Here is a 17,099-nt window from a genome sequence, read left to right as displayed (position 1 = left end):
GACATGCATATCGCAATCATCGGCGCCGCAGGGATGGTTGGCCGCAAGCTGACACAGCGCCTCGTGAAAGACGGAGCGCTCGGCGGCAAACCGATCGAGAAATTCACGCTCATCGACGTGTTCCAGCCTGAGGCGCCGGCTGGTTTTTCCGGGGCGGTTGACGCGCGCGCGGCCGATTTGTCGGCGCCGGGAGAAGCTGAACAGCTGGTCGAAGCCCGCCCGGACGTCATCTTCCACCTTGCCGCCATCGTATCAGGTGAAGCCGAGCTTGATTTCGACAAGGGCTACCGCATCAATCTCGACGGCACGCGTTATCTCTTCGATGCCATCCGCCTTGCCCATGGCAAGGATGGTTACAAGCCGCGCGTGGTCTTTACCTCCTCGATTGCCGTCTTCGGTGCGCCGCTTCCTTATCCGATCCCGGATGAATTCCACACCACGCCGCTCACCAGCTACGGCACACAGAAGGCGATCTGCGAGCTGCTGCTGTCCGACTACAGCCGTCGCGGTTTCTTCGACGGGATCGGCATCCGCCTGCCGACCATCTGCATTCGCCCCGGCAAGCCCAATGCGGCCGCCTCCGGCTTCTTCTCCAACATTCTTCGCGAGCCGCTGGTTGGTCAGGAAGCAGTTCTGCCAGTGCCGGAAAGCATTCGCCACTGGCACGCTTCGCCCCGTTCCGCCGTTGGTTTCCTTATCCATGGTGCGACTATCGACGTGGAAAAGGTCGGTCCGCGCCGTAACCTGTCGATGCCGGGCCTCAGTGCTACCGTTGGCGAACAGATCGAAGCACTGCGCAAGGTCGCTGGCGAAACGGCCGTCGCCCTCATTCGTCGCGAGCCGAACGAGATGATCATGCGCATGTGCGAGGGTTGGGCCCCCGGTTTCGAAGCCAAGCGCGCCCGCGAACTGGGCTTTACGGCCGAAAGCTCCTTCGAAGAAATCATTCAGGTTCACATCGAAGACGAGCTGGGAGGTTCCCTGAAATGAGTGTCAGCGGGGAGGAGAAGAAGCGCTCAATCGCCTTTATCGGCACCGGCCTGATGGGGGGGCCGATGGCGCGGCGTTTGCTCAGCGCCGGCTTTTTGGTGACGGTCTGGAACCGTAGCGCCGATAAGGCCGAAGCCCTTGTCGCTGACGGTGCGGTTGCCGCCGCATCTCCGGCAGAGGCCGCGAAGAACGCCGATATCGTCATCACCATGCTAAGCGACGGCGCTGCCGTCGGCGAGGTGCTGTTTGAAGCGGGGGTGGCCGAGGCGCTGACCAAGGGTGCCGTCGTGATCGATAGCAGTTCGATTGCGCCGCCGATCGCGCGGGAGCATTCGTCGCGTCTCCAGGCGCTCGGCATTCATCACGTCGACGCACCGGTTTCGGGTGGTGTGCCGGGCGCGACGGCGGGGACGCTCGCCATCATGGCCGGTGGGGACGAGGCGTTGATCTCAGGTCTTGCGGATGTCTTCGCCCCGATGGGCCGGCTCACCTATGTCGGTCCGTCGGGCGCCGGCCAGCTCTGCAAGCTCGCCAACCAGCAGATCGTCGCCATCACGATTGGCGCAGTTGCCGAGGCGATGATGCTGGTGGAAGCCGGCGGAGCATCGCGTGAAGGTTTCCGCAACGCCATTCGTGGTGGGTTTGCCGAAAGCCGGATTCTTGAACTCCATGGCGAGCGCATGGTGAAGCGCAATTTCGTGCCGGGTGGTCCGTCCAAATTCCAGCTCAAGGACCTGAACGGCGTTCTGGCAACGGCGAAGGATCTGTCGCTCAACCTTCCGCTCACCCAGCAGGTCACGCGGGAATTCGATGACTTCGTTGGCGACGGCGGGGCCGATATCGATCATAGCGGTATCCTTCTCTATCTCGAAAAACTCAACAACCGCGAACGGGGCTGAAGCGATCTCATGAGCGATAAGACACCCATGCGCCGGCTGCGATCGCAGGACTGGTTCGACAACCCTGATCACCTCGACATGACGGCGCTCTATCTGGAGCGCTTCATGAATTATGGCGTAACGCCGGAAGAGCTTCGCTCCGGCAAGCCCGTCATCGGTATCGCCCAGAGCGGCAGCGACCTCACGCCCTGCAACCGGGTGCATGTGGAACTGGTCAAGCGGGTGCGCGATGGCATCCGCGATGCGGGCGGCATTCCGATCGAGTTTCCGACACATCCGATGTTTGAAAACTGCAAGCGCCCAACGGCCGCCCTCGATCGCAATCTGGCCTATTTAAGCCTGGTTGAAGTGCTTTATGGCTATCCGCTTGACGGCGTCGTTCTGACCACCGGTTGCGACAAGACTACGCCTTCAGCGCTGATGGCGGCAAGCACAGTCGATATTCCGGCCATCGTTCTATCTGGTGGTCCGATGCTCGACGGCTATCATGATGGCGATCTTGTGGGTTCCGGCACCGTCATCTGGCGCATGCGCCGCAAGTATGGCGCCGGCGAAATCACCCGCGAGGAGTTTTTGCAGGCGGCGCTCGAATCGGCGCCCTCGGTAGGGCATTGCAACACCATGGGCACGGCCTCCACCATGAACGCCCTTGCGGAAGCGCTCGGGATGTCGCTCACCGGCTGCGGCGCCATTCCTGCCGCCTACCGCGAGCGAGGGCAGATGGCCTATCGGACCGGCCGTCGTGCCGTTGAACTAGTTGTCGAGAACATCAAGCCCTCTGACATCATGACGCGCGAAGCCTTCTTGAATGCGATCCGCGTCAATTCGGCCATTGGCGGTTCCACCAATGCGCAGCCGCATCTGGCGGCCATGGCAAAACATGCGGGCGTCGAGCTCCGCGAAGAGGACTGGCAGGTCCACGGCTACGATATCCCGTTGCTGGCGAACGTTCAGCCAGCCGGCAAATGGCTGGGGGAGAAATATCATCGCGCCGGCGGCACACCTGCCATCATGTGGGAGCTTCTGAAGGCTGGTAAACTCGACGGCAACTGTCCGACGGTGACCGGCAAAACCGTGGCGGAGAATCTGGAAGGCCGTGAATCGACCGACCGCGATGTGATCCTGCCCTACGACCAGCCGCTGAAGGAGCGCGCCGGTTTCCTCGTGCTCAAGGGCAATCTCTTCGACTTCGCCATCATGAAAACCAGCGTGATCTCGGCGGAGTTTCGCCAGCGTTATCTCAGCGAGCCGGGCCGCGAAGGCATTTTCGAAGGCAAATGTGTGGTCTTCGATGGTTCGGAAGACTATCACGCGCGCATCAACGATCCGTCGCTTGACATCGATGAGCGCACGATTCTCGTCATTCGCGGCGCAGGGCCGCTTGGATGGCCGGGATCGGCCGAAGTCGTCAACATGCAGCCGCCGGATGCCCTGTTGCGAAAAGGAATTACCAGCCTGCCCACGATCGGCGACGGCCGGCAGTCTGGAACGGCGGACAGCCCGTCCATCCTCAACGCATCGCCGGAAAGTGCGGCCGGCGGTGGGCTGGCATGGCTGCGCACCGGTGACGTGATCCGCATTGACTTCAACAAGGGTGAGTGCAACGCGCTGGTGCCGGATGAGGAGCTCAACGCCCGCAAGGCCGATGGCATTCCCGTCGTGCCTGCGGATGCGACGCCCTGGCAACGCATCTATCGCCGATCCGTCACGCAGCTTTCGGATGGGGCGGTGTTGGAAGGCGCTGCGGATTTCCGCCGGATTGCCGAGAAAATGCCCCGGCACAATCACTGACGACGATGACAAGTCCCCGGCCAAGACCGGGGATTTCTTTTCGAGGTGGTTTCGCGATTTGTTTTGACCTCCTAATGTACCGGCGAATCCACACGACATTCGCGCACTGGGGCAGGGCATGACAGATATTTCGATGATTGAGGCAGCGCGTCAGCGCATTGGCAACGAGGCGGTGCGGACCCCGCTGCTCACATCACCCTTTCTGGACGAAATTGCAGGACGAAAGCTTTTCGTGAAGGCGGAATGCCTGCAAAGGACCGGATCTTTCAAGTTTCGTGGTGGCTGGTCGGCGGTGTCAGGCCTGCCGGCCGAGAAGCGCGCCAGGGGCGTGATCGCCTTTTCCTCCGGCAACCATGCGCAGGGCGTGGCGCTTGCGGCGAAACTGCACGGCGTTCCCGCCGTCATCATCATGCCGTCGGATGCGCCGAAGATCAAAATCGACAATACGCGCGCTTATGGCGCGGAGGTGGTGCTCTATGACCGGGCGCATGAAGACCGTGACGCCATTGGCGACCGCTTGTCGAGCGAGCGCGGGTTGACGCTGATAAGGCCTTATGACGAGCCGCTGGTGATTGCAGGGCAGGGGACTGTCGGGCTTGAAATTGCTGAACAGGGCGGCGAACTCGGCATCGATGCCGCCGAGGTTCTGGTTCCGTGCGGCGGCGGCGGCTTGACCTCGGGCATCTCTCTTGCGCTTGCCGTGAATGCCGCGAAGTACAAGGTGAGAACGGCAGAACCGGAGCGATTTGATGACGTGGCCCGTTCGCTGGCCGCAGGCAATATTGAGCGGAATGCAACGACATCCGGTTCGATCTGCGATGCGATCGTTACGCCGCAACCCGGTAACATCACCTTTCCCATCATGGTAGGGCATTGCGGCAAGGGCTTGGCCGTCACCGAGGAGGAGGCGCTGCGGGCAATGGTTCTTGCCTTCAACCGACTGAAGATCGTCGTTGAACCGGGTGGCGCGGTTGCACTTGCTGCGGCGCTGTTTCATGGCGATGAGCTGGAAAGCGAGACGGTGATTGCCGTTGCCTCAGGCGGTAACGTCGATCCGGGGATCATGGCTGACGCCCTCTCCCGCTTCGGCTGATTGACGGCGCGATCAGGTTTCAAGCCGTCTTGCGACTTCCGCGGCGATTGCCATCGAAGCGGTCAGGCCGGGGCTCTCGATCCCGAACAGATTGACCAGGCCGGGCATGCCATGGGTTTCCGCTCCGTCGATGCGAAAGTCCATGGCGGGATCGTCCGGCCCGGAAATCTTCGGCCTTATGCCCGCATAGGCAGGCGCAAGAGCATCCTGCGGCAAGCCTGGCCAATAACGCTTTATCGCATCGCCGAAACCCTCCATGCGACGGGCATCGACGGCGTAGTCTATGGCGTCGACCCATTCCACATCAGGCCCGAACCGGGCCTGCCCGGCAAGGTCCAGCGTCAGGTGCACGCCAAGCCCGTGTGCGTGAGGCGCGGGATAGATCAACCGCGAAAAAGGCGATTTGCCTGCCAGCGAAAAATAGCTGCCTTTGGCAAAACGCGCCTGCGGGATCGCCTCCGCCGGCAGTCCCTTTATCGCCCTTGCCATCATGGGCGCAACAAGCCCGGCGGAATTGACGAGCAGCCGGCATGTGAGGCTGGCGGGCTCCCTGCCACCCACGAAAACGCGATAATGACCGCCCCTCGCTTCCGCTCTCTCGAACGGCGCGTTGAGAGCAAGGGCCGCCCCATGGTCTTCCGCCTCACCGAGCAGCGCCAGCATATAGCCGTGGCTGTCAATGATACCGGTGGAAGGGGACAGCAGTGCGGAGACGCAGGCAAGGGCTGGTTCGAGTGCACGGGCGTGTGTTGCCTCGATCAGTCGCAGATCGTCGCAGCCATTGGCTCTTCCTTTCTCGCGCAGCGCGGTAAGCAGCGGCGTTTCGTCATCGGTTGTAGCGACGATGAGCTTACCGCAACGGCGATGCGCGACGCCGTGCGTTCGGCAGAAATCATAAAGCCGTTCTTTTCCCTCGACACAGAGTTTCGCTTTGAGGCTGCCGGGTGGGTAATAAAGACCTGCGTGGATGACCTCACTGTTGCGCGATGAGGTTGCCGAGCCAAATTCATTCGCGCTTTCGAGAATGATGACCGAACGACCACGCATCGACAGTTCACGGGCGATTGCAAGGCCAATGACCCCCGCTCCGATGATGATGGCGTCGATGTCAGTCATATCGTCCTGCCAAGCAAATTGCGTTTGAACAAACGTCCTGCCGCCGCGTTAATATTTGACGTTGGGTAGATTGATGCTTGTTGGGAGGCAAGTGGCGACCCCTATTTTTCCCGACAGGCGCTTCTTATAGAATTCTATCTCTCCTTAAACGGCGGGGAAGAGAGATATTGTTGATCCAAGATGAGCGATGCCCGCTTCAGACGGGCAAGCAGGAAGGGAGTGTACAATGTCTTATTCCAAGGCAGGAAAAGTAAAAGACTTTGTCTCGCAGCCCCAGTCGCCGCGTAGCTGGAGAGATTCGGTTCATGCGGCCCTCGTTGGCGTCTGCATGGCCTTCGTCGCCGCCGTCATTCTTGGTCTCGTTCCCTGATCCTTCCGATTTTGCCATCAGGGCTGAAAAACCGGTCGCTCCTCCGACCGGCTTTTTTTATATCATCGGGACTTTAGATAATCCTCCGCCAGTTCCACCCAGAAAGCGGTTCCGAGCGGCAGGATTTCGTCGTTGAAATCGAACTTCGGGTGGTGCAAGGGCGGATCGTTTTCGGTGCGCGCGGTGCCGAGGAAGAAATAGCAGCCGGGCCGCTTTTCCAGCATATAGGCGAAGTCTTCCGCGCCCATCGACGGGCGCTTCATCTCTGCCACGTTTTCGGCACCCGCGAACCGGCGGGCGAGGTCGGCGACATAATCAGTTTCCGCCTTGTGATTGACGGTGGCGTTATAGCCGCGCTCGTAATCGACGGTGACGCTCATGCCATAGCTGGCCGCCTGGCCCTCGGCGATCGCACGAATACGCTTTTCCAGCTCGTCACGCACGTCCGGATCGAAAGAGCGGATGGTCAGCAGCATTTCCGACGTTTCGGGAATGACGTTGCTGGCAGCACCAGCATGGAATGCACCCACGGTGACCACCGCCGATGATTGCGGATGGATGTTGCGGGATACCACCGTCTGCAGCGCCATGATGATGCTCGCGCCGGCAACGATTGGATCGGCCGTGTCCTGTGGTTCGGCACCGTGGCCGCCATAACCCCTGACGGTGATCTTGCATTCATCGACGGCCGCAAGGATCGGGCCGTCGCGCAGCACGAACTGGCCGAAGGGCAGGCCTGGATCATTATGCAACGCGAACACTGCATCGCAGGGGAAGCGCTCGAACAGGCCGTCCTCGATCATGATGCGGGCGCCACCGAAGTTTTCTTCCGCCGGCTGGAAGATGAGGTGCAGCGTTCCGTCGAAATTCTTTCTTTCGGCGATGATCTTCGCCGCACCCAGCAGCATGGCCGTGTGCCCATCGTGACCGCAGGCGTGCATTACGCCCTCATTGATGCTTGCATAGTCCGCGCCCGTCTCTTCGTGGATCGGCAGCGCATCGATATCGGCGCGTATGCCAAGCCTGCGTTGGCTGTCACCGTTTCGCAGCGTCGCAACAATGCCGGTGCCGGCAAGACCGCGTGTTACCTCATAGCCCATTGTTTCCAACTGTTCGGCGATGAAATCCGAAGTCCTGAATTCCGAAAGGCCGATTTCCGGATTGCGGTGAAGGTGGCGGCGAATGGCAACCACGTCGGGCATGTGATTGGCGAAGGAAGCAATGTTTGCGGTCTGTCTGGTCATCTGCAAGTTCCTGGCTACGCCGTCCTTTTTCAGTGCGTTTCTCCTTGGACATATCAGGATGTGAAAGGATTCTAAAGTGCCCTTCGCCATAGCCAAAGCCCTTAGATTCAGCGCTTGCATCCCGCCGCGACCGGTGGCATGGAACTATTGATGGTCTGGGGCATTAGCTTCCCTCGGATGTAGCGCGCGCCCCTTGGCGTGCGTTGCCGTTCAGGTCATCAGCGGGGGAATATCGGACTTTGCGCGAACAATCTTCGCTGTATGAGCGTGCGCGACTTCCAGAGGGAACGGCAGGGCCGGGCCACTCGATCCAGTTAATCTTGCGCCCCACACCCTTCTCTGCTGAAGCCATCCGCGCCCTGTCCCGGCCTTTAAATGGTTTCGCCCGGTTCACCGAAGGTTCAGGATAGGTCATAAATATAGCGTGGCCCGTTTCGTGTGTGTTCCCACCACGGACGAAATGCCGGTCAAGTCGAACAAATATCCCTTAAGTTCAGAATACGAGCCCGATGTCATTTCATATCACCCCGACCGCCGCCGCCCGTGATTCCGAGACGAAGCAGATCGATCATAACGATTCGATCCGCGCGTCCTACATGACGATCGAGGAACTGCATGATGCCGGTGCCGCGCTGTCGCGCGATGGCGCAGACAGCCTTCCCGGTTTCATGGCGTTCGATTTCTTCGAGCGACATCGCGAAAACGAGAAGGAAATCCTGCGGGTCTACCGGACTACGGCCGTCGACGCGGAGAATGGGGCGACCATTACGCCGGCGGCGGAGTGGCTGCTGGACAACCACTACGTCATCGAAGAAGCGATCCAGGAAGTGCGCCGCGATTTTCCGCGCAAATTCTATCGTCAGCTGCCGACAATGACAGTGGGCGGGGTGACGATTCCGCGGGTCATGGCGCTCGGCTGGCTCTATGTCGCCCATACCCACAGCACGGTGTCGCGCGAAAACATGACGGCTCTGGTTGATGGCTACCAGACCTCGAAGACGCTTCAGATCGGCGAGTTGTGGGCGCTGCCCTCCATCATCCGGTTCGTCCTCATCGAAAATCTTCGCCGTATCTCGATCCGCGTCGAACGTTCGCGCCGCATGCGCCAGAAGGCGAATGAGGTGGTGGATGAGATCATCCGGCTGAACGATGCCGAAGCTTCGGCGGCACTTCTGAAACAGGTCGATTCGCTGGTCGATGATCCGACTTTCGCGACGCAGTTCCTCTATCGTCTCCGCAACGGTTCGCAGACCTCTGGCTTCGCTGTCGCGTGGCTCGAAGAGCGTCTGCATGCCGCTGGCACCGATGCTGAAAACGTCATGATGTCGGAACATAACCGTCTGGCATCCGGCAATGTGACGATGGGCAATATCGTCAAGAGCTTGCGCGAAATCGACGATACAGAGTGGTCGGTCTGGTTCGAGGAAGTCAGCCATATCGACAAGGTCCTGCGCGAGGAGACCGACTACGAGGTTCTCGATTTCGGTTCGCGCAACACCTACCGCAACACCATCGAGCTTCTGGCCCGCCGCTCCCCCAAGAGCGAAGTCGAGGTGGCGCGCGCTGCCGTTGAGATGGCGCGGGCGGATACGCCCGCAGGCGCCGACGACAACCATCGCGTCAACGTCGGTTCTGTGCTCGTCGGCCAACGCCGCTTCGAGCTTGAAAAGGCTTTGGCCTATCGGCCGCTGGTGTCGCAGCACATCGTCCGCGCCATGCGCAAGTTCAACTGGCTGGCAATCGCGGCGCCTGTGCTGCTGATTACCGCCCTTGCCATGCTTGCCGTCGGCTGGTTCCTGGCCAATGCCGGAATGCCCTGGTATGTCGTCACCGCTTTCCTGCTGATGTTTGCCCTGCCGGCATCGGAAGGTGCGACCGGCCTTTTCAACACGCTCGTCACCTTCTTCGTCAAACCCTTCCGCCTGGTCGGGTACGAGTTCAAGAGCGGCATTCCCGAGGATGCCCGCACACTCGTCGCCGTGCCGTGCATGCTGACCAGCCGCGATAGTGTCGATGAGATGATGCGCAATATCGAGGTGCATTATCTCGCCAATCCGCATGGGGAGATTTACTTCTCGCTGGTGAGCGACTGGCGCGATGCTCAGTACGAGCAGTCAGACGACGATATCGAGATCCTCGACTATGCCAAGCGCGAGCTTGCGACGCTGAACAGCCGCTATGCCTTTGACGGCAAGACCCGTTTTTACCTGCTGCACCGTCGCCGCATCTACAATCCGGCGGAAGGCTGCTGGATGGGTTGGGAGCGCAAGCGCGGCAAGCTGCACGAGCTGAACATGCTGTTGCGCGGCGACAAGGACACGACGTTCCTCAGCGGCGCGAACATCGTGCCGGAAGGTGTCAAATATGTCATGACGCTGGACGCCGATACGCGCCTGATGCGCGATGCGGTGACGAAGCTTGTGGGCAAGATGCACCACCCGATCAACCGCCCGAAGATCGATCCGGTATCGGGCCGTGTCGTCGAAGGTTACGGCCTGCTGCAGCCGCGCGTCACGCCGTCGCTTACAACAGGCAAGGACGCGTCCGTCTTTCAGCGTGTCTTCTCGATCAACCGTGGTATCGATCCTTACGTCTTCACGGTTTCCGACGTTTACCAGGATCTCACCTCGGAAGGCACCTTCACCGGCAAGGGTCTTTACGATGTGGATGCGTTCGAAGCGGCTCTGAAGGGCCGTATCGAAGAAAACGCGATCCTCAGCCACGACCTGCTCGAAGGCTCCTTTGCACGTTGCGCGCTGGTGACCGATGTGGAGTTGGTCGAGGACTTCCCGACCCGCTACGAAGTCGAAGTGTCGCGCCAGCATCGCTGGGCGCGTGGCGACTGGCAGCTTCTGCCCTTTATTCTGGACAGCGCCCGTGGCGTGACTGCGATCGGTCGGTGGAAGATGGTCGACAATCTGCGTCGCTCTCTCACGCCGATTGCCTGGTTCTTCGCGTCGATCCTCGGCTGGTATTTCATGGACCCGCTGGGTGCGCTGATCTGGCAGATCCTGCTGATCTTCTCGTTGTTCGTAGCACCGACGCTCTCGCTGCTCTCCGGCCTCGTGCCGCGTTCGACCGATATCGTTCCGCAGGCGCATTTCCACACCATCTGGTCGGAAATCAGGGCGACCAATGCACAGGTTGCGCTGCGTATCGTCTTCATTGCCGATGCGGCCTGCATGATGACGGACGCTATTGCCCGTTCGCTTTACCGTCTGCTTGTCAGCCATAAGCTGATGCTGGAGTGGCGCACGGCCGCCAGCATGCAGTCCAGCGCGCAGGGAAGCATCATCGACTACTATCGCCAGATGTGGCATGCGCCTGTGGTCGCGATGCTCGGCCTGCTGTTTGCAGCGCTGCCGGGCGACAATGCCTTCCTGATCGGTATTCCCTTCACAGTCCTGTGGGTCCTGTCACCGGCCGTCGCCTGGTATGTCAGCCAGTCGGCTGAAACCGAGGACCGGCTGTTCGTTTCCGAGCACGTCTCCTTTGAGTTGCGCAAGATTGCCCGCCGCACATGGCGCTATTACGAGACTTTCGTAACGCCGCAGGAAAACCATCTGCCGCCTGACAATTTCCAGGAAACGCCGGAGCCGATCGTCGCTTCGCGCACCTCGCCCACCAATATCGGCGTGTATCTTCTGTCCGTCATTTCGGCGCGCCAGTTCGGCTGGATCAGCTTTGCCGATACGCTGGAGCGGATCGAAAACACGATCCAGACCGTCGAGAAGATGGAAAAATATCGTGGCCATCTCTACAACTGGTATCATACCGACACGTTGCAGACGCTTGGACCGCGCTATGTTTCGGCGGTGGATAGCGGCAACCTTGCCGGCCACCTGATTGCGGTGTCGTCCGCCTGCCGTGACTGGGCGGAAGCGCCTTCCGCGCATCTGCAGGGCAATCTGGATGGCATTGGCGATGTTGCCGGCATCCTGCGCGAAACGCTGAACGCCCTGCCCGACAACCGCAAGACCCTGCGTCCGCTGCACCGGCGTCTCGAAGAACGTATCATCGGCTTTTCCAATGCGCTGGCTTCCGTCAAGCGGGAGCATGAATTCGCCTCGATCCGCGTCATCAATCTCGCCGTGCTGGCGCGCGACATCCAGAAGCTCGCCACCAATGTGGACCACGAGGTAAATTCGACGCAAAGTGCAGAAGTGACGCGCTGGGCGCAATTGCTGGTGGAATGCTGTGAGGCGCATATTTCCGACAGCGCCATCGACCTCACGAACATGGAGCCGCTGCGCCAGCGTCTTGCGTCGCTACGCGACCGCAGCCGCGATCTCGCCTTCTCGATGGATTTCACCTTCCTTTACCGGAAGGATCGCCGACTTCTGTCGATTGGCTACCGCGTCGAAAGCAAGGAGCTGGATGAGGCCTGCTACGACCTTCTGGCGTCGGAATGCCGCCTGACCAGCTTGTTCGCCATTGCCAAGGGCGACCTGCCGACAGAGCACTGGTATCGTCTCGGCCGTCAGGTCGTGCCGATCGGTGCGCAGGGCGCGCTGGTGTCCTGGTCTGGCTCGATGTTCGAATATCTGATGCCGCCGCTCGTCATGCAGGAGCGTCAGGGCGGCATTCTCAACCAGACCAACAATCTGATCGTCAAGGAACAGATGAACCACGGCCGCCGTCTCGGCACGCCATGGGGCATTTCCGAAGCAGCGTTCAACGCCCGCGATCACAACATGAACTACCAGTACACCAACTTCGGTGTGCCGACCCTTGGCCTGAAGCGTGGGCTTGGCCAAAACGCGGTCATCGCCCCCTATGCCTCGATTCTGGCCAGCCAGTACGATCCTGATGGCGCGCTGGAAAACCTCGAAAAGCTGCGCAAGCTTGGCGCACTTGGCCAGTACGGTTTCCACGATGCGGTGGATTTCACGCCGACACGCGTTCCGGACGGTAAGGTCTGCGCGGTGGTTTACAATTATTACGCCCACCACCACGGCATGTCGATTGCGGCTGTCGCCAACGTTGCCTTCGATGGAATACTGCGCGAACTCTTCCACTCCGATCCGGTGATCGAGGCGGCCGAGTTGCTGCTGCAGGAAAAGGCGCCACGCGAAGTGCCCGTTATGAGCGCCAAATACGAGCCGGAAACCCCCGGCAAGGAACAGGCGGATCTGCTGCGCGCCGAGGTACGCACCATTGCCGACCCCGCCGTGCGTGACCGCGAGGTGGTGTTCCTTTCGAACGGCCATTATTCCACCATGCTCACCGCGACAGGTGCAGGTTACTCGAAATGGAACGGACAGGCGATTTCCCGCTGGAAGGCCGATCCGACAGAAGATCGCTGGGGAACGTTTATCTTCCTGCGCGACGCAACGAACGGACAATGGTGGAGTGCGACGGCTGAACCACGCGTGGCCGAAGGTGAAAAGACCAAGACCGTCTTCACCGACGACAAGGCCGAGTTTCACAAGACCATCGGCGACCTGCAGAGCGTCGTCGAATGCATCGTCGCAACCGAACATGATGCCGAGGGGCGCCGGATCACCCTGCTGAACGTGGGTTCGGAGGATCGCTACATTGAAGTGACCTCCTACATGGAGCCGGTCATCGCGTCTGAAGACGATGACAATGCCCATCCGCTCTTCTCGCGGATGTTCGTCCAGACGGAAATTGGACGTCGCGGCGATGTCATTCGCGCCTGGCGTAACCGTCGCAGCCCGAACGAACCGGGTACCGTGATCGCGCATCTCGCCGCCGATAATGCCGGCCCTTCGCGGCCGACTGAATTCGAGACCGACCGTGCCAAATTCATTGGCCGCGGACGCTCGTTGCGTGAAGCGGCGGCATTCGATGCCGGCGCGACGCTCTCCAGCACGGACGGGTTCACGCTCGATCCCATTCTCTCGCTCCGTCGCACCGTACGCGTTCCGGCTGGCAAGAAGGTGAGCGTGATCTTCTGGACGATCGCCGCTCCGAGCCGTGAGGAAGTCGATAAGGCGATTGACCGTTATCGTCATCCGGATGCCTTCGCCCATGAACTCGTTCATGCCTGGACGCGCACGCAGGTGCAGATGCGCCATGTGGGCGTCACCTCGCAGCAGGCGGCCGCCTTCCAGCATCTCGGCCGTTATCTGACCTATCCCGACATGCACCTGCGGGCGGATTCGGAAACGCTGAAGACGGGCTTGGCCTCGCAGCGCGCGCTGTGGCCACTTGCCATCTCCGGCGATTTCCCGATCTTCAGCCTGCGCATCAATGACGACATGGATATGGATATTGCCCGTGAGGCGCTGAGTGCTCACGAGTATCTGCGGTCGCGTGGCGTGATCTTCGATCTCGTTATCGTCAATGAGCGGGCTGCATCCTACGCACAGGACATGCAGCACGCTCTGGATCATATTTCTGAGGCGCAGCGCCGCATCAATCCTGCCGATGGCGGTCGCCCGCACGTCTTCTCGGTCCGCCGCGACCTGATGGACGAAGAGACGTGGAACGCGCTTCTTGCCGCGTCCCGCGTCGTGCTGCACGTTCGCAACGGCAAGATCGTTGACCAGATCAACCGCGCCGTGTCGCTGTTTGCGGCGCATCGCGGTCCTGACGGCACCGGCGATGCTGCGCAGGCTCGTCTCCCTATGCCGGCCTTCCCGGTTGCGGAGCCGGTCGAAGATGCTGACGATCTCGATTTCTGGAACGGTTTTGGCGGCTTTTCCAGAGACGGGCGGGAATATGTCGTGCGCCTGCACGGTGGCCAGTCCACGCCGCACCCATGGATCAATGTCATCTCGAACGAGAACTTCGGTTTCCATATTTCGGCCGAAGGCGCCGGTTTCAGCTGGAGCCGCAATTCCCGCGATTATCAGCTGACGCCATGGAGCAACGATCCGGTCATCAACCGGCCCGGTGAGGCTTTCTACGTCGCTGACATGGAGACGGGAAAGCTCTATACGCCCTGCGCCGCGCTCTCGCGCGATCCGGAAGCGCTGTTCGAAACCCGTCATGGCCTCGGTTACTCGGTGTTAACTGGCACGGCCGATACGCTGGAGGTGGAACTGACCCAAACGGTTGACCGGGAAAAGCCGGTCAAGTTCTCGCAGGTCATCGTTCGCAACAAGGGCTCGAAAAGCCGCCGCCTGAAAGTGTATGCCTACGTGGAATGGGTGCTGGGAACCAACGGTCAGAAATCCGCGCCGTTCATCCTCAGCAGGCACGACGCCGGCAGCAATGCGATCTTTGCATCGAACCCCTACAGCATCGATTATAGCGATCGCACGGCGTTCCTCACGCTTGACAGCGAGGCGAGCGGTTTCACGACCAGCCGCCGGGAATTCATCGGCCGCTTCGGCTCCGCACAGGCTCCGCAGGGCATCGTGTCGGGAGCGGCGCTGAGCGGTAGCACCGAAGTCGACGGTGACCCCTGTGCAGCGTTGATGCAGGAGATCCACCTGAAGCCCGGCGAAGAACGGCATATGACCTTCATTCTCGGCGATGCCGATACTGCAGGGGAAGCCGAAGCGCTGGTGAAGGACGTTCGCCAGGCGGACTTCCAGGCGGTGCTCGAAGAGAACAAGGCGTTCTGGACGGGCTTTACCGGGCAGTTGCACGTGTCCACACCGGACGCCGGCTTCAACCACATGGTCAATAGCTGGCTGCCATATCAGGCGCTCGCCTGCCGTATCCTCGCCCGCACGGCCTTCTATCAGTCGAGCGGCGCCTTTGGCTTCCGCGATCAGTTGCAGGACACGCTGGCGTTCCTGCTGTACCAGCCGGATCTCGCCCGCAAGCAGATCCTGCGTGCGGCCGGCCGGCAGTTCCCGGAGGGTGACGTCCAGCATTGGTGGCTGCCGCTAACGGGGGCGGGCGTTCGTACGACGATTTCTGACGACGTTGTCTGGCTCGCCTATGCGATCAACCAGTATGTTTCCGCGACCGGCGATGTTGCCATCCTCGATGAAAGCATTCCCTTCCTGAAAGGGCCTGCGCTGATGCCTGGCCAGCACGATGCCTTCTTCCAGCCGGAAATCAGCGACAAATCCACGACGCTGTACGAACATGCTGCGCTTGCGCTTGATCTCGCCATTCACCGGACGGGGCAAAACGGTCTGCCGCTGATCCTTGGCGGTGACTGGAACGACGGGATGAACCGGGTGGGCGTCGGTGGCAAGGGCACCAGTGTCTGGCTTGGCTGGTTCCTGGTCGGGGCATTGCGTGATTTCATCGAGATTGCGGAAAAGCGCGGGGATACCCACCGTGTCGGGAAATGGGCATCGCATCGGGAAAAGCTGCGCAATGCGCTGGAAACAGCGGGTTGGGATGGCAGCTATTATCGCCGCGGCTATTTTGATGACGGCACGCCGCTTGGCTCAGCCAGCAGCGAAGAATGCCGGATCGATTCCCTCGGCCAGAGTTGGAGCGTTTTGTCCGGCGAAGGCGAAGAGGGGCGATCCCGCCAGGCGATGGACGCCGTCATGGAGCATCTTGTCGATGAAGAGACCGGCATTATCCGCCTCTTCACGCCAGCCTTCTCACGTGCACCGCATGATCCCGGTTATATCAAGGGATATCCGCCGGGCGTGCGCGAAAACGGCGGGCAATATACCCATGCAGCCACCTGGGTGGTGCTTGCGCTCGCCAAACAGGGCAGGGCGCAGGAGGCCTGGAACTGCTTCAAGCTTCTGAACCCGGTCAATCACGCGCTCGATGCGGCCTCATCGGAAACCTATCGGGTCGAGCCCTATGTGGTGACCGCGGATGTTTATGGCGAGGGCGCTTATGCGGGCCGTGGCGGTTGGAGTTGGTATACGGGCTCGGCCGGTTGGCTCTATCGCGCAGCGGTCGAGGGTATTCTCGGCATTACCCGCACCGACGGCAACCTGCATGTCACGCCGTCTCTGCCAGCCGACTGGGATGGCTTCTCGATAAAGGTCACGCTTGACGGTAAGTCGAGAAATATTGCCGTTACACGGAAGACTGGCTCGGAGGACATTACCGTGTCCGTCGACGGGAAAGATCTGGCGGCCGGTGACAGGTTGATACCGTTCGACTGATGCGACAAGCGCATGTCCGCGGTTAATGCTGGGCCTCTGCGGGATGCAGGGGCCCTTTTTTTGTGGTGCCCTCCCGGTCAGCTTCAGGGCGTGGCCGGATAACAGGCCAGCGCGGCCTCCTTTGACTTTAGAGCTGGAAGGCCCCCCTAAGCAGGACGTGAGCCAAGATCAGTGAGCTGCATGGCGAGGTCACGATATTCACGCTCTCCTTTCACAAGCAGGGTCCTCGCGAGTGCGTCCTCGCCTCACCCGTTTTGCGGGCGAAGCGGACCTGCGTGAGCCGTCTTGCAAAGCCGTCTTGACGTCCGCGTCCGCGGGGTGGTGACATCTTCAAAAGATCGAAAGAAAGCGATCGTTGTCCTTCAAACACGTCATTCACAGAAGCCGAGTGCTCACATTTTCGCCAATTCTTTGCCTAGCATTGTCGTGTTGGCAGGCGCGCGCTGGGCATCCTTGTTGAGACTGCACACTTTATCTCGCTGCCGTTTTGTCCGCTTTTTGGAAACTTGCTTCCCATTGGCCAGACCGATTTTTGGCTATCGTATTTGATGACCGGTGCTCTTTGACCGAGGGCGGCGATGCGACTGGTAG

General features: G+C 60.5%; 8 protein-coding genes. 6 read left to right on the top strand and 2 right to left on the bottom strand.

Annotation, left to right across the window (positions count from 1 at the left end; all coding sequences use genetic code 11):
- Positions 1–3 precede the first annotated feature (3 nt).
- The 4 genes from denD to ACUTJJ_RS09135 all read left to right on the top strand — a co-directional run bounded on the left by denD (position 4) and on the right by ACUTJJ_RS09135 (position 4,773).
- Complete coding sequence (gene denD / locus ACUTJJ_RS09150) at positions 4–990, top strand: D-erythronate dehydrogenase (RefSeq protein ID WP_445541936.1); 987 nt, start codon at positions 4–6, stop codon at positions 988–990.
- A complete protein-coding gene (locus tag ACUTJJ_RS09145; RefSeq protein ID WP_063951476.1) occupies positions 987–1,889 on the top strand; it encodes an NAD(P)-dependent oxidoreductase in 903 nt (300 codons plus the stop codon). The genes denD and ACUTJJ_RS09145 overlap by 4 nt, the downstream gene beginning before the upstream one ends.
- A gap of 9 nt (positions 1,890–1,898) precedes the next feature.
- The gene (locus ACUTJJ_RS09140) at positions 1,899–3,680 is read left to right on the top strand and encodes an IlvD/Edd family dehydratase (RefSeq protein WP_144578285.1); all 1,782 of its coding nucleotides are present in this window, start codon (positions 1,899–1,901) and stop codon (positions 3,678–3,680) included.
- Positions 3,681–3,798: 118 nt separating this feature from the next.
- Complete coding sequence (locus ACUTJJ_RS09135) at positions 3,799–4,773, top strand: threonine ammonia-lyase (protein WP_445541935.1); 975 nt, start codon at positions 3,799–3,801, stop codon at positions 4,771–4,773.
- A gap of 12 nt (positions 4,774–4,785) precedes the next feature.
- Here the strand turns inward: ACUTJJ_RS09135 and ACUTJJ_RS09130 are convergent, their stop codons facing one another.
- On the bottom strand, positions 4,786–5,889 hold the full coding sequence (locus ACUTJJ_RS09130; RefSeq protein WP_445541934.1) for an NAD(P)/FAD-dependent oxidoreductase: 1,104 nt from the start codon (positions 5,887–5,889) through the stop codon (positions 4,786–4,788).
- Positions 5,890–6,115: 226 nt separating this feature from the next.
- Here ACUTJJ_RS09130 and ACUTJJ_RS09125 point away from each other — a divergent pair, with 226 nt between their 5' ends.
- On the top strand, positions 6,116–6,259 hold the full coding sequence (locus tag ACUTJJ_RS09125) for a hypothetical protein (RefSeq protein WP_077225180.1): 144 nt from the start codon (positions 6,116–6,118) through the stop codon (positions 6,257–6,259).
- 62 nt (positions 6,260–6,321) lie between these two features.
- On the opposite strand, the gene ACUTJJ_RS09120 is transcribed toward ACUTJJ_RS09125, so the two are convergent.
- The gene (locus tag ACUTJJ_RS09120; RefSeq protein ID WP_445541933.1) at positions 6,322–7,503 is read right to left on the bottom strand and encodes a M20 aminoacylase family protein; all 1,182 of its coding nucleotides are present in this window, start codon (positions 7,501–7,503) and stop codon (positions 6,322–6,324) included.
- A 509-nt stretch (positions 7,504–8,012) separates the two neighbouring features.
- Between ACUTJJ_RS09120 and ACUTJJ_RS09115 the strand changes: the two genes are divergently transcribed.
- Positions 8,013–16,508 (top strand): GH36-type glycosyl hydrolase domain-containing protein, encoded by an 8,496-nt coding sequence (locus ACUTJJ_RS09115; protein ID WP_445541932.1) that lies wholly within the window; start codon positions 8,013–8,015, stop codon positions 16,506–16,508.
- Positions 16,509–17,099: the final 591 nt, after the last annotated feature.

The sequence above is a fragment of the Agrobacterium sp. DKPNP3 genome (genome assembly GCF_052686535.1).
Note: the sequence above shows the minus strand (reverse complement) of the source record. Positions and strands in the feature narration are given on the sequence as shown.